At 65.7% G+C, this 17,201-nt stretch carries 2 protein-coding genes; both read left to right on the top strand.

Features of this window, described 5'->3' with window-relative positions; genetic code table 11:
• The first annotated feature begins 14 nt into the window (after nt 1-14).
• Complete coding sequence (locus JOF55_RS19110) at nt 15-11,618, top strand: SDR family NAD(P)-dependent oxidoreductase (RefSeq protein WP_310276124.1); 11,604 nt, start codon at nt 15-17, stop codon at nt 11,616-11,618.
• A gap of 44 nt (nt 11,619-11,662) precedes the next feature.
• Entirely contained in the window at nt 11,663-17,176 is a 5,514-nt protein-coding gene (locus tag JOF55_RS19105) for a type I polyketide synthase (RefSeq protein ID WP_310276122.1), read from the top strand.
• Nucleotides 17,177-17,201 lie beyond the last annotated feature (25 nt).

Genomic DNA, 17,201 nt, shown 5'->3' with positions numbered 1-17,201 from the left:
TATTGGAACTAGTCATGACTGAATCCTCCGGAGAACTCGTCGAGGCGTTGCGGAAGTCGCTGCTGGAAAACGAGCGGTTGCGGGAGCGATACCAGCAGCTCAGCGACAGCATCGGTGAACCGATCGCCGTGGTGGGAATGGCCTGCCGGTACCCGGGTGGAGTGTCCTCAGCGGAGGACTTGTGGGATCTGGTCGCCTCCGGCGAGGAGGGCATCTCGGGATTCCCCTCGGATCGTGGGTGGAACCTGGAGAAGTTGTTCGACCCGGATCCCGACGTGCCGGGAACCTCGTACGCACACGAGGGCGGTTTCCTACACGAGGCGGCCGAGTTCGACGCCGGTTTTTTCGGGATTTCCCCGCGTGAAGCGGTGGCAACCGATCCGCAGCAGCGGCAGCTCCTGGAAACTTCGTGGGAAGCGCTGGAGAACGCGGGCATCGACCCGAACAGTATGCGGGGTTCGTCCACGGGCGTGTTCAGCGGAGTCATGTACAGCGACTACGGAACGCGCGTGACAAGTACGCAGGCCGCGACTCCCGAGGAGTACGAAGGCCCGCTGGTAACCGGCAGCGCAGCCAGTGTCGCTTCGGGCCGGGTCGCCTACACCCTCGGCCTGGAAGGCCCTGCGGTGACGGTGGACACGGCGTGCTCCTCCTCGCTGGTGTCCCTGCATCTGGCAATGGGTGCACTTCGCAACGACGAGTGCTCCCTCGCTCTGGCGGGCGGGGTGACGGTGATGGCCACGCCGTCGACCTTCGTGGGATTCGCCCGGCAGCGGGGTCTCGCCGCAGACGGTCGGTGCAAGGCGTTCTCGGCGGAGGCCGACGGCACCGGCTGGGCCGAGGGTGTCGGGGTGCTGGTCCTCGAGCGTTTGTCCAAGGCCGTGGAGAACAACCACCGAGTGTTGGCGGTGGTGCGTGGCTCGGCGGTCAACCAGGACGGCACGAGTAGCCAGTTGACCGCACCGAACGGGCCCTCCCAAGAACGAGTCATCCGCCAAGCCCTGACCAACGCCGGACTCACCCCCGCCGACATCGACGCCGTCGAAGCCCACGGCACCGGCACCACCCTCGGCGACCCCATCGAAGCCCAAGCCCTCCAAGCCACCTACGGCCACCACCACACCCCCCAACACCCCCTCTGGCTCGGCTCCCTGAAATCCAACATCGGCCACACCCAAGCCGCCGCCGGCGTCGGCGGGATCATCAAAATGATCCAAGCCCTCCGCCACCGCACACTCCCCCAAACCCTCCACGCCCACCAACCCACCCCCCACATCGACTGGCACACCAGCAACCTCGCCCTCCTCACCCAACCCCAACCCTGGACCACCCACCACGACCAACCCCGCCGCGCCGCCATCTCCTCCTTCGGCATCTCCGGCACCAACGCCCACATCATCCTCGAACAAGCCCCCACCCCCACCGACGACAACACCCCCAACAACGACAACACCCCCACCGACACCGCCCTGCCCTGGCTGCTCTCGGCCAAAACAGCACAAGGATTGCGTGATCAGGCAACACGGCTACGTGCCCACCTGGACAAGCATCCGGAGTTGAGCTCCCGCGATATCGCCTACTCGCTGGCCACCACCCGCACCCACTTCGAACACCGCGCCGCCATCATCACCACCGACCGCCAACACGGCATCGACACCCTCGGCACACTCGCCATCGGCGGAGCCTCCCCCGCCCTCCACCAAACCGAAATCCCCAACACCAGCCGCCCCGGAAAACGAGTCTTCGTCTTCCCCGGCCAAGGCTCGCAATGGGCAGGCATGGCCCGCGACCTCGTCAACACCTCCCCCGTATTCACCCAACAACTCCACGCCTGCGCCGAAGCCCTGGCCCCCCACACCGACTGGGACCTCCTCGAAACCATCACCACCGACCACGGAGCCGAACTCCTCGACCGAGTCGACGTCGTCCAACCCGCCCTCTGGGCCATGATGATCAGCCTCGCCACCCTATGGCGCGCCCACGGCATCGAACCCGACGCCGTCCTCGGACACTCCCAAGGCGAAATCGCCGCCGCCCACATCGCCGGCGCACTCTCCCTGGACGACTCCGCCCGCATCATCGCCCTACGCTCCCAAGCCATCCGCACCCTGGCAGGCACCGGCGGCATGGCCTCCATCAACCTCCCCGCCCACGAAATCCACACCCGCCTACAAACCCCCCACACCACCGACCTCCACATCGCCGCCATCAACAGCCCCACCTCCACCGTCATCGCCGGCCCCACCGAACAAATCACCACCTTCCTCACCACCTGCAACACCGACAACATCCACGCACGCACCATCGCCGTGGACTACGCCTCCCACAGCCCCCACGTCGCCCCCGCACGCCACCGCATCCTCACCGACCTCGCCCCCATCACCCCCCAACCAGCCACCATCCCCTTCCACTCCACCGTCACCGGCACCCACCTCAACACCACCCACCTCGACGCCACCTACTGGTACAACAACCTCGCCAACACCGTCCACTTCCACGACACCGCCCAAAACCTCACCGAAACCGGCCACACCCTCTTCATCGAAATCAGCCCCCACCCCGTCCTCACCACCCCCCTCACCGACACCCTCGAAAACACCCCCGCCACCACCATCAGCACACTCCGCCGCCACGAACACACCCCCACCCAATTCACCACCGCCCTCACCCAAGCCCACCTCCACGGCCACAGCCCCACCTGGACCACCCTCACCCCCCACGCACACCACATCGAACTCCCCACCTACCCCTTCCAACACCAGCACTACTGGCTACACACCCCAACCACCACCAACGACCCCACCACCCTCGGCATCACCCCAACAAACCACCCACTCCTCAGCACAGCCACCGAACTCCCCAACAACCAAGGCTGGCTATTCACCGGCCAACTCACCCAAACAACCCAACCCTGGATCCCCGAACACGCCATCCTCAACACCGTCCTCCTCCCCGGAACCGCCTACATCGACCTCGCCCTCCACGCCGCCACCCACACCAACACCCCCCACATCAACGAACTCACCCTCGAATCCCCCCTCATCCTCGACACCGACACCAACCTCCAACTCCAACTCCACATCAGCGAACCCCACCCCAACACCCACCAACGCACCCTCACCCTGCACACCCGCACCACCAACACCAACGACTGGACACGACACGCCACCGCCACCCTGACCACAAACCCCACCCCAAAAACCCCAGACACACACTGGGCCACCCACTGGCCCCCCACCGAAGCAACACCCCTCAACCTGGACGGCCTCTACAACCAACTAAACGAACACGGATACGAATACGGCCCACACTTCCAAGGACTACGCAAAGCATGGCGCCACGGCAACAACACCTACGCCGAAATCGCCCTCCCCGAAAACACCAACACCACCAACCACCACATCCACCCAGCCCTCCTCGACAGCGCCCTACACCCACTCGTCCTCAACACCCACGAAAACAAAATACGACTCCCATTCACCTGGTCCGGAATCAACCTGCACACCGACCGAGCCACCGAGCTCCGAGTACGCATCACCACCACTGCCGACGACACCTGCCGGATTGCACTCGCCGATCCCGAAGGCAGCCTCGTCGGCACCGCCGAATCGCTCACCCTGCGCTCCATCGACCCCGCCCAACTCGCCAGCACCCGTAGTGGCGGCAGCAACGGGTACCAGATCAGCTGGAACTCCCTGCCGGATCCCGGCGGGACCACCGCAGAGCCGGACGTGCTCACGCTCCCCGGGCTCGACCTTGCGGCCGTCGGTGACGCGACTCCCGAAACGTTGGTGGCGGTCGCACAGGCTCCCCACGGCGAGGACCTACCGGGGACAACGCACACCCTGGTCGCTCAGCTCATGGAGTTCGTTCAAGCATTCCTCGCTGAACCCGCTCTCGAAGACACCCAGCTCGTGATCACCACTCGTGGCGCGGTGTCCACCGACATCGGCGACAAGATCACCGATCTGCCTGCCTCCGCGGTGTGGGGACTGATCCGCACCGCCCAATCCGAGCATCCCGACCGGATCACCCTGCTCGACCTCGATCCTCAGGACGATTCCGAGCCCGACGCTCAGCTGGTCGCACGGGCACTGGCCGCCAACGAGCCACAGCTCGCCCTGCGTTCCGAAACCCTGTACGTCCCCCGGCTGAGTGAAGCCAAGACCGGTACGCTGACACCACCCGACGAGGGTCCGTGGCGCCTGGACTTCACCGCTCCTGGCACGATCGACAACCTCACTCTGGAGGAGTACTCGGACGCCGCCCGGCCCCTGGACCCCGGCCAGGTCCGCATCGCGGTCCGCGCCACCGGAGTCAACTTCCGGGACGTCCTGATCGTTCTGGGTGTCTACCCCGGGCACGGAACCATCGGGAGCGAGGCCGCCGGCGTCGTTCTGGAAACGGCTCCGGACGTCACGTCCCTCGCTCCCGGCGACAAGGTAATGGGACTGGTCAGCAGCGCTGCCGCTCCTACCGCCGTCGTCGACCATCGCTGGCTGGTTCGCATGCCCACCGGCTGGACCTATGCCCAAGCGGCCGCGATTCCGGTGGTCTTCCTGACGGCCTACTACGGGCTCCGGGACCTGGCCGATGTTCGAGCGGGTGAGAAGATTCTGATCCACGCGGCTGCCGGCGGTGTCGGTCAGGCCGCGTGCCAGCTTGCCCGTCACTGGGGGATGGAAATCTTCGCCACCGCCAGTCCGGGCAAGTGGCACATCCTGCGCACCGCAGGCCTGGACGACGAACACGTCGCCAATTCCCGCACACTGGACTTCGAGAACCGGTTCGACATCTCCGGCGGGATCGACGTCGTGCTCAACTCCCTGGCCAACGAGTTCGTCGACGCATCACTGCGTCTGCTGCCACCTGGTGGCGGGCGCTTCATCGAAATGGGCAAGACGGACATTCGGGATGTCGACGAGGTCGGTGAACACCACCCCGGCGTGTACTACCGCGCATTCGATCTGGTGGAGGCGGACCCGAACCGGCACCAGGAGATGCTGACCGAGCTGCGCGACCTGTTCGAGCAGGGAATCCTCACTCCGCTGTCGCTGCACGCCACCGATATTCGGCACGCGCCGGAAGCGTTCCGACACCTGCAGCGGGGACGCAACATCGGCAAGCACACCCTCACCATTCCCACCCAGTTGGATCCCGCGGGCACGGTGTTGATCACCGGTGGCACCGGCACCCTGGGCGCACTCATCGCCCACCACCTGGTCACCCACCACGACATCACCCACCTCCACCTCACCAGCCGCCGCGGCCCCCACGCCCCCGGCGCCACCCAACTCCAACACGACCTCGAACAACTCGGCGCCCACGTCACCATCACCGCCGCCGACCTCAGCGACCCCCACACCACCCACCAACTCATCCACACCATCCCCACCACACACCCCCTCACCGCCATCATCCACACCGCCGGCGTCCTCGACGACACCGTCCTCACCACCATGACCCCCACCCAACTCCACACCACCCTCACCCCCAAAGTCGACGCAGCCTGGAACCTCCACACCGCCACCACCGACCACGACCTCGCCGCCTTCATCCTCTACTCCTCAGCCACCGGCACCCTCGGCAACCCCGGCCAAGCCAACTACGCCGCCGCCAACACCTTCCTCGACGCCCTCGCCCACCACCGCCACACCCACGGACTCCCCGCCACCAGCCTCGCCTGGGGCCTCTGGACCGAAAGCAGCACCCTCACCGAAGGACTCCGCACCCACGACATCACCCGCATACGCCGCTCCGGCCTCACCCCCCTGACCAACCACGACGGCCTCACCCTCTTCGACACCGCCCTCCACCACAACCAGCCCTACCTCTTCGCCAGCCACCTCGACCGCCAACAACTACGCCACCAAGCCAACACCAACACCCTCCCCACCATCCTCACCAACCTCGCCCCCCACCAACCCACCAACCAACACCACACCAAGCCGAAACCGGCTACCGCCGAGAAGGCCTCGCTGCTGCAGCGACTCTCCGAGCTGCCCGAATCGGAACGGCAGGACGCGCTACTCACACTGCTCGCCGAACAGGTGGCCGCTGTCCTGGGACACGAATCCTCGACAGCCATCTCTCCCGACCAAGCCTTCAACGATCTCGGCTTCGATTCCCTGACAGCGGTGGAACTGCGCAACCGGCTCAACACCGCCACCGGACTCCGCCTGCCTGCCACGCTGATCTTCGACCACCCCACCCTCACCGCACTCGCCAACCACATACGAACCGAGCTGGTGCTCGACAGCGCTCCTGCCCCCGAAGCCGTCCAGGCGACGACGAGCACGGCCGATGCCGACGATCCGATCGCGATCGTCGGCATGGCCTGCCGGTATCCGGGTGATGTGAACTCGCCCGAGGACATGTGGGACATGCTGCTCGCCGGGCAGGACGCGATGGGCCCGTTCCCCACCGATCGTGGCTGGGATCTCTCCCATCTGCATCACCCCGATCCCGACCGAACGGGAACCACCTACACCACCACCGGTGGGTTTCTGAACAATGCGGGCGACTTCGATCCGGCCTTCTTCGGGATTTCCCCGCGTGAAGCGCTCGCCATGGATCCGCAGCAGCGGCTCCTGTTGGAGACGAGCTGGGAGGCGTTCGAACGCGCCGCAATCGTTCCCCACACTCTGCGCAACACTCCCACAGGCGTGTTCACCGGCATCATCACGCAGAACTACGGGCCGAGCACTGCCGACGCGACTCGTGTCGGGGCCCACGATGTCGAGGGATACCTCCTGACCGGCAACACCGGCAGTGTCGCTTCGGGCCGGGTCGCCTACACCTTCGGTTTGGAAGGCCCTGCGGTCAGTGTCGACACGGCGTGTTCGTCGTCGCTGGTCGCGCTGCACATGGCTGCCAAGGCACTGAACAACGGCGACTGCACACTGGCCCTCGCAGCCGGTGTCACCGTCAACACCAGTCCCGATCTGTTCGTCGACTTCGCCCGGCAGCGGGGTCTCGCCGCAGATGGTCGGTGCAAGGCGTTCTCGGCGGAGGCCGACGGCACAGGATTCGCCGAGGGTGTCGGGGTGCTGCTACTGGAACGGCTCTCCGAAGCCCAAGCCAACGGACACCAAATCCTGGGCCTGGTGCGTGGCTCGGCGGTCAACCAGGACGGCGCCAGCAACGGACTCACCGCACCGAACGGACCCTCCCAAGAACGAGTCATCCGCCAAGCCCTGACCAACGCCGGACTCACCCCCGCCGACATCGACGCCGTCGAGGCCCACGGCACCGGCACCACCCTCGGCGACCCCATCGAAGCCCAGGCACTGTTGACGACGTACGGACGCGAGCACACCCGGCAGCAGCCACTGTGGCTGGGCTCAGTGAAGTCGAACATCGGTCATACGCAGGCAGCGGCCGGGGTGAGTGGTGTGATCAAGATGGTGCAGGCGATGCGCCATGGTGTTCTGCCACCGACACTGCATGCCGAAACGCCCAGCCCCCACGTGGACTGGGAATCCGGTGCGGTGTCGTTGTTGACGAAGCCCCACGACTGGGCCACCGACGGGCGTCCGCGCCGATCATCGGTATCGTCGTTCGGCATCTCGGGCACGAATGCCCATGTGATTCTCGAACAGGCCCCCGAACCCGAAAAGCCCGCCGCGGAATCCGACGACCCCGTCGACCCGGGAGCACAGCCCTGGCTGCTCTCGGCCAAAACAGCACAAGGATTGCGTGATCAGGCAACACGGCTACGTGCCCACCTGGACAAGCATCCGGAGTTGAGCTCCCGCGATATCGCCTACTCGCTGGCCACCACCCGCACCCACTTCGAACACCGCGCCGCCATCATCACCACCGACCGCCAACACGGCATCGACACCCTCGGCACACTCGCCATCGGCGGAGCCTCCCCCGCCCTCCACCAAACCGAAATCCCCAACACCAGCCGCCCCGGAAAACGAGTCTTCGTCTTCCCCGGCCAAGGCTCGCAATGGGCAGGCATGGCCCGCGACCTCGTCAACACCTCCCCCGTATTCACCCAACAACTCCACGCCTGCGCCGAAGCCCTGGCCCCCCACACCGACTGGGACCTCCTCGAAACCATCACCACCGACCACGGAGCCGAACTCCTCGACCGAGTCGACGTCGTCCAACCCGCCCTCTGGGCCATGATGATCAGCCTCGCCACCCTATGGCGCGCCCACGGCATCGAACCCGACGCCGTCCTCGGACACTCCCAAGGCGAAATCGCCGCCGCCCACATCGCCGGCGCACTCTCCCTGGACGACTCCGCCCGCATCATCGCCCTACGCTCCCAAGCCATCCGCACCCTGGCAGGCACCGGCGGCATGGCCTCCATCAACCTCCCCGCCCACGAAATCCACACCCGCCTACAAACCCCCCACACCACCGACCTCCACATCGCCGCCATCAACAGCCCCACCTCCACCGTCATCGCCGGCCCCACCGAACAAATCACCACCTTCCTCACCACCTGCAACACCGACAACATCCACGCACGCACCATCGCCGTGGACTACGCCTCCCACAGCCCCCACGTCGCCCCCGCACGCCACCGCATCCTCACCGACCTCGCCCCCATCACCCCCCAACCAGCCACCATCCCCTTCCACTCCACCGTCACCGGCACCCACCTCAACACCACCCACCTCGACGCCACCTACTGGTACAACAACCTCGCCAACACCGTCCACTTCCACGACACCGCCCAAAACCTCACCGAAACCGGCCACACCCTCTTCATCGAAATCAGCCCCCACCCCGTCCTCACCACCCCCCTCACCGACACCCTCGAAAACACCCCCGCCACCACCATCAGCACACTCCGCCGCCACGAACACACCCCCACCCAATTCACCACCGCCCTCACCCAAGCCCACCTCCACGGCCACAGCCCCACCTGGACCACCCTCACCCCCCACGCACACCACATCGAACTCCCCACCTACCCCTTCCAACACCAGCACTACTGGCTACACACCCCAACCACCACCAACGACCCCACCACCCTCGGCATCACCCCAACAAACCACCCACTCCTCAGCACAGCCACCGAACTCCCCAACAACCAAGGCTGGCTATTCACCGGCCAACTCACCCAAACAACCCAACCCTGGATCCCCGAACACGCCATCCTCAACACCGTCCTCCTCCCCGGAACCGCCTACATCGACCTCGCCCTCCACGCCGCCACCCACACCAACACCCCCCACATCAACGAACTCACCCTCGAATCCCCCCTCATCCTCGACACCGACACCAACCTCCAACTCCAACTCCACATCAGCGAACCCCACCCCAACACCCACCAACGCACCCTCACCCTGCACACCCGCACCACCAACACCAACGACTGGACACGACACGCCACCGCAGTACTGTCCGAACCTCCGATCGAATCGGACAGCGACAACAGAAGTTCGACGGGGACTTGGCCGCCCCCGGAGGCCACCCAGATCGACGTCGACGAACTATACGACCAGCTCGATCACCTGGGCATCACGTACGGCCCCACCTACCGGAACCTGAGGGCCGCATGGCGCCACGGCGACAACACCTACGCCGAAATCGCCCTCCCCGAAAACACCAACACCACCAACCACCACATCCACCCAGCCCTCCTCGACAGCGCCCTGCCGGCCGCCCTTTACCACGGTCCGGCCGAAGGCGAGCAGCATTCGGAACTACGAATGCCATTCGCCTGGTCCGGAGTCCGCTTGGGAAGTCCCGCGCACGGAAAACTCCGGGCATACACCGCGCCTGTCGCGGAGGACGCAATCTCCCTACGGCTGACCGATCAGTACGGCACACCGGTAATTGAGATCGACTCGCTCACCGTCCGCGCCGTCACTCCGGACCAGCTCGCCGCCGCCCGCGCCAAGCGGCAGAACTCGCTGCTGTGTCGAGAGTGGATCGAGTTTTCCTCCCCCGCACAGCCGGACGGACCGGATCCGCAGGTGATTTCGGTGGAGGCTCCGGCAAACGAGGACGTGCTCGAGGCCACGAAGAGCGTCTCCCACGACGTTCTCGGAAAGGTTCGGGCTTTCCTCGGTGAACCGGCGAACGAGGATGGCCGACTGGTGGTCGTCACGCGCGGTGCGGTGTCCACCGGCGTGGACGATGCGGTGAACGACGACCTGGCCGCTGCGAGTGTCTGGGGGCTGGTCCACACCGAACAGAACACGCACCCGGGCCGGATCACCCTGCTCGACCTCGATACGTCCGAGCCCCCCGAGCCCGAGCTGATCGCACGTGTCTCGGCCAGTGCCGAACCTCAGCTGGCCCTGCGCGGCGGTACTGTCCGGGTTCCCCGCCTGGTGCGCACCGCCATGTCCGAGACAGGGCAGAGCGAGGGCCTGGATCCGGAGGGGACCGTCCTGGTCACCATGGGCAGTGATGCCCTGGGCGCGTTGACCGCCGATCACCTGGTCACCCACTACGGTGTCCGTCACCTGTTGCTGGCCGATCCCGGCGGCACCGTCGGAGACGACCTTCATCGTGCTCTCGAACAACACGGCGCACAAGTCAACATCGCCGCGGTCGACACGAGTGATGCGCAGACCGTCCGTGAGCTGGTCGACTCGGTCGACCCGCAGCACCCGCTGACCGCCGTGATCCACACCATGGGAACCTCCGGCCACGCGCCGATGTCGTCGACGGGGGTCGACGAGCTCGACGATGCGCTGTCCTCCGGGATCGGCACGGCCTGGCATCTGCACAACGCCACCGCCGGTTTGGACCTCGCCGCGTTCGTGCTCTACTCCTCGGCCGCCGGTTCCCTCGGTGAAGCCGATCAACTCGATGCCGCCTTCGTGCACACCTTCTTCGAAGCCCTGGCTCACCATCGCCACGCTCACGGGCACCCGGCAAGCAGTCTCGCCTGGGGTTACTGGGCGGACGGTGGAAACAAGCACTTGGCGTCACGGCCCAGCGACTCGGGAATCGGCCTGATGCCCACAAACGAGGCGCTCAGGCTCTTCGACGCTGCGTTGCTCACCGCATTACCTGCCGTGGTCCCGGCACGGTTGAACCTTGCCGCGTACCGACGCAAGCACGCATCCGGAAACCTGCCCGCCGTGCTCGGCGAGCTGGTCGGCGATGCCCGGAACGAGCAATTCGAACAGGTTCCGAGCCTACAGCGCCGACTGGCCGGGCTGAACGAGGACGAAATGCGTGAACTCGTGCTCGACACGGTCCGAACGCAGGTCGCGGTGGTGCTGCGCCATCCCGACGCGAGCGGGATCGAAGATGACCGGCCGCTGAAGGATCTGGGCTTCGACTCGCTCACCGCGGTGGAACTGCGCAACCGGCTCAACGCCGCGACTGGCTTGCATCTGCCCGCCACATTGATCTTCGACTATCCGACGATCACCGCGATCACCGAGCACCTGCAGAGCGAGATGGTCCCGGACGAAAAGGAACTCGCCGCACCATTGCTCGCCGACCTGGACCGCCTGGAGACGAAAGTTCTGGCTCACTCGTCAGGAGACGAAGTGCGTAGCTCCGTGGTGGTGCGGCTCCAGACGATCCTGCGCAATCTGACCGAGCGTTCGAACGTCGACGACAGTCTCGACGTGGCTTCCGACGAGGAGCTTTTCGAGGCTTTGGACGAGGAACTCGGATCCCTCTGAGCCACCACACCACGCCCAGCGATGTGCAGAGAAGGTAGTGCCGAATGAACACCGAAGACAAGCTCCGCGATTACTTGAAGCGTGCGACGACCGACCTGCGAGAGGCCAACCGGAGGCTGCAAGAAGAAAAGGACAAGAACCACGAACCGGTCGCGATCGTCGGCATGGGCTGCCGGTTTCCCGGTGGTGTCTCCTCACCGGAGGAGCTGTGGGACCTGGTGGCAACGGGCACGGACGCGATCTCCGCCGAGTTTCCGACGGACCGCGACTGGGACCTGGAGAAACTGTTCGATACGGACCCGGACGCAGTGGGGAAAATGTACCCGCGTGAGGCCGGTTTCCTGCTGGATGCCGGGGAATTCGATGCCGAGTTCTTCGGAATCAGCCCGCGCGAGGCATTGTCGACGGATCCCCACCAGCGACTGCTCCTGGAGACGTCCTGGGAGGCGTTCGAACGCGCCGGTGTCGACCCGAACACCATGCGCGGCGGTCGCACCGGGGTGTTCGCCGGAGTGGTCGTCCACGGCTACGCCTTCGGTGGGGCAGGAACAGCCGACACCGAGGCGTACCAGTTGACGGGGAGCACGGGTAGCGTCGCTTCGGGCCGGGTCGCCTACACCTTCGGTTTGGAAGGCCCTGCGGTGACGGTCGACACGGCGTGTTCGTCGTCGCTGGTCACGCTGCACCTGGCGGTACAAGCCCTCCGGAACCGCGAGTGCACGCTCGCGCTGGCGGGTGGTTCGACGGTCATGGCCTCGCCGAACGTCATGATCGGTATGAGCAGGCAGCGGGCGCTGGCTCCGGATGGTCGGTGCAAGGCGTTCTCGGCGGAGGCCGACGGCACCGGCATGTCCGAAGGGGCGGGCATGTTGTTGCTGGAGCGCCTCTCCGACGCCGAAGCCAACGGACACCCGATCCTGGCAGTGGTGCGTGGCTCGGCGGTCAACCAGGACGGCGCCAGCAACGGGTTGAGTGCGCCGAACGGCCCGGCACAGGAGCGGGTGATCCGCCAGGCTTTGGAGAACGGCCGGCTGAGTGCGGCCGAAGTGGACGCCGTCGAGGCCCACGGCACCGGCACCACCCTCGGCGACCCCATCGAAGCCCAGGCACTGTTGACGACGTACGGACGCGAGCACACCCGGCAGCAGCCACTGTGGCTGGGCTCAGTGAAGTCGAACATCGGTCATACGCAGGCAGCGGCCGGGGTGAGTGGTGTGATCAAGATGGTGCAGGCGATGCGCCATGGTGTTCTGCCACCGACACTGCATGCCGAAACGCCCAGCCCCCACGTGGACTGGGAATCCGGTGCGGTGTCGTTGTTGACGAAGCCCCACGACTGGGCCACCGACGGGCGTCCGCGCCGATCATCGGTATCGTCGTTCGGCATCTCGGGCACGAATGCCCATGTGATTCTCGAACAGGCCCCCGAACCCGAAAAGCCCGCCGCGGAATCCGACGACCCCGTCGACCCGGGAGCACAGCCCTGGCTGCTCTCGGCCAAAACAGCACAAGGATTGCGTGATCAGGCAACACGGCTACGTGCCCACCTGGACAAGCATCCGGAGTTGAGCTCCCGCGATATCGCCTACTCGCTGGCCACCACCCGCACCCACTTCGAACACCGCGCCGCCATCATCACCACCGACCGCCAACACGGCATCGACACCCTCGGCACACTCGCCATCGGCGGAGCCTCCCCCGCCCTCCACCAAACCGAAATCCCCAACACCAGCCGCCCCGGAAAACGAGTCTTCGTCTTCCCCGGCCAAGGCTCGCAATGGGCAGGCATGGCCCGCGACCTCGTCAACACCTCCCCCGTATTCACCCAACAACTCCACGCCTGCGCCGAAGCCCTGGCCCCCCACACCGACTGGGACCTCCTCGAAACCATCACCACCGACCACGGAGCCGAACTCCTCGACCGAGTCGACGTCGTCCAACCCGCCCTCTGGGCCATGATGATCAGCCTCGCCACCCTATGGCGCGCCCACGGCATCGAACCCGACGCCGTCCTCGGACACTCCCAAGGCGAAATCGCCGCCGCCCACATCGCCGGCGCACTCTCCCTGGACGACTCCGCCCGCATCATCGCCCTACGCTCCCAAGCCATCCGCACCCTGGCAGGCACCGGCGGCATGGCCTCCATCAACCTCCCCGCCCACGAAATCCACACCCGCCTACAAACCCCCCACACCACCGACCTCCACATCGCCGCCATCAACAGCCCCACCTCCACCGTCATCGCCGGCCCCACCGAACAAATCACCACCTTCCTCACCACCTGCAACACCGACAACATCCACGCACGCACCATCGCCGTGGACTACGCCTCCCACAGCCCCCACGTCGCCCCCGCACGCCACCGCATCCTCACCGACCTCGCCCCCATCACCCCCCAACCAGCCACCATCCCCTTCCACTCCACCGTCACCGGCACCCACCTCAACACCACCCACCTCGACGCCACCTACTGGTACAACAACCTCGCCAACACCGTCCACTTCCACGACACCGCCCAAAACCTCACCGAAACCGGCCACACCCTCTTCATCGAAATCAGCCCCCACCCCGTCCTCACCACCCCCCTCACCGACACCCTCGAAAACACCCCCGCCACCACCATCAGCACACTCCGCCGCCACGAACACACCCCCACCCAATTCACCACCGCCCTCACCCAAGCCCACCTCCACGGCCACAGCCCCACCTGGACCACCCTCACCCCCCACGCACACCACATCGAACTCCCCACCTACCCCTTCCAACACCAGCACTACTGGCTACACACCCCAACCACCACCAACGACCCCACCACCCTCGGCATCACCCCAACAAACCACCCACTCCTCAGCACAGCCACCGAACTCCCCAACAACCAAGGCTGGCTATTCACCGGCCAACTCACCCAAACAACCCAACCCTGGATCCCCGAACACGCCATCCTCAACACCGTCCTCCTCCCCGGAACCGCCTACATCGACCTCGCCCTCCACGCCGCCACCCACACCAACACCCCCCACATCAACGAACTCACCCTCGAATCCCCCCTCATCCTCGACACCGACACCAACCTCCAACTCCAACTCCACATCAGCGAACCCCACCCCAACACCCACCAACGCACCCTCACCCTGCACACCCGCACCACCAACACCAACGACTGGACACGACACGCCACCGCCACCCTGACCACAAACCCCACCCCAAAAACCCCAGACACACACTGGGCCACCCACTGGCCCCCCACCGAAGCAACACCCCTCAACCTGGACGGCCTCTACAACCAACTAAACGAACACGGATACGAATACGGCCCACACTTCCAAGGACTACGCAAAGCATGGCGCCACGGCAACAACACCTACGCCGAAATCGCCCTCCCCGAAAACACCAACACCACCAACCACCACATCCACCCAGCCCTCCTCGACAGCGCCCTACACCCACTCGTCCTCAACACCCACGAAAACAAAATACGACTCCCATTCACCTGGTCCGGAATCAACCTGCACACCGGTGCGATGAACAATCCCACGCGCCTGCGAGTGCAGCTTTCCGAGTCGAGTGACCAGCAGGTTTCACTACGGTTGGCCGATGAGGACGGCACCGAGCTGGTGAATATCTCCGCACTGGCCGTACGTCCCATCAGTACCGAACAGCTCGACGCACTGCGCGCGAACCGGCCGCGGACTTTGTATACCGTCGAATGGACAGCCGCGAACGGCACCGCCTATTCGGAAACACCGGCTCCCCTCCACACACTGGAAACACCGGATGCCGATGCGGTACGCCGACTCGCGGATTCCTCCGAAGCACCACCACGGTCGCTGCTCGTGCATGCCACCGACCACGGTGACGACATCCCGGAGGCCGTGCACACCCTGACCGCTCGGCTACTGGAGCTGACACAGGTCTTCCTGGACGAACCGGCGTTCGCCGACACACACCTGGTGATCACCACACGCGGGGCGATGTCCACCGGCGGTGCGGAGACGGTGGTCGATCTGCCCGGCGCGGCGGTGTGGGGACTGATCCGCACCGCTCAATCCGAGCATCCCGACCGGATCACCCTGCTCGACCTCGATCCGGACACCGACCCGGAAACCGTGGACACGGAGGCCGTGGTCAAGGACGTATGGACGCATGGCGAACCGCAGGTGGCGATACGCTCCGGCACGTTGTGCGTTCCACGCGTGGCGCGAAACGTCGTGCGGTCGGGGGATGTCGGGGGCGCGGAACTGGATCCCGCGGGCACGGTGTTGATCACCGGTGGCACCGGCACCCTGGGCGCACTCATCGCCCACCACCTGGTCACCCACCACGACATCACCCACCTCCACCTCACCAGCCGCCGCGGCCCCCACGCCCCCGGCGCCACCCAACTCCAACACGACCTCGAACAACTCGGCGCCCACGTCACCATCACCGCCGCCGACCTCAGCGACCCCCACACCACCCACCAACTCATCCACACCATCCCCACCACACACCCCCTCACCGCCATCATCCACACCGCCGGCGTCCTCGACGACACCGTCCTCACCACCATGACCCCCACCCAACTCCACACCACCCTCACCCCCAAAGTCGACGCAGCCTGGAACCTCCACACCGCCACCACCGACCACGACCTCGCCGCCTTCATCCTCTACTCCTCAGCCACCGGCACCCTCGGCAACCCCGGCCAAGCCAACTACGCCGCCGCCAACACCTTCCTCGACGCCCTCGCCCACCACCGCCACACCCACGGACTCCCCGCCACCAGCCTCGCCTGGGGCCTCTGGACCGAAAGCAGCACCCTCACCGAAGGACTCCGCACCCACGACATCACCCGCATACGCCGCTCCGGCCTCACCCCCCTGACCAACCACGACGGCCTCACCCTCTTCGACACCGCCCTCCACCACAACCAGCCCACCTACCTGGCCACCCAGCTGAACACCACGGCCCTCCAGCACCAACACGACACCCGGACACTGCCCCCCATCCTCAGCAACCTCGTCCGCACCAACCCGCACACCGCTTCCAACCCCCGCACCCTCACCGAACAACTCGCCGAACTCGACCCCACCGCCCAACACGAACTCCTCCGCACCACCCTGCAAACCCACATCGCCGCCGTCCTCGCCCTCCCCGACCCCAACACCATCGACACAAACCAGGCATTCAAGAACATGGGATTCGACTCGGTCACCGCCGTCGAACTGCGCAACCGGCTCAACACCGCCACCGGACTCCGCCTGCCTGCCACGCTGATCTTCGACCACCCCACCCTCACCGCACTCGCCAACCACATACGCACCGAGCTGGTACCCGCGGAAAGGGATGCGGCGCAGTCGGTCCTTGAGGACCTGACCCGGCTCGAGACCGCACTACTGGCACTATCTGCCGACACGGAGCACCGTCCCCGAATCACCGCGCGGCTACAGAATCTGGTGGCCAGGTGGACCGAGAACGAACAAAACGGCGAATCCGAGGTATCCGACCAGATCGAGTCGGCAACTGTCGACGACGTGTTCGACTTCATCGACAAAGAGCTCGGCCGGACATCGAATTAAGAATACGACCTTTCGTCTCGAAGGA

This window comes from Haloactinomyces albus (assembly GCF_031458135.1).
Classification (GTDB): domain Bacteria; phylum Actinomycetota; class Actinomycetes; order Mycobacteriales; family Pseudonocardiaceae; genus Haloactinomyces; species Haloactinomyces albus.
The sequence above is the reverse complement of the archived record's forward strand: the minus strand, read 5'-3'. Positions and strand labels throughout refer to the sequence as shown.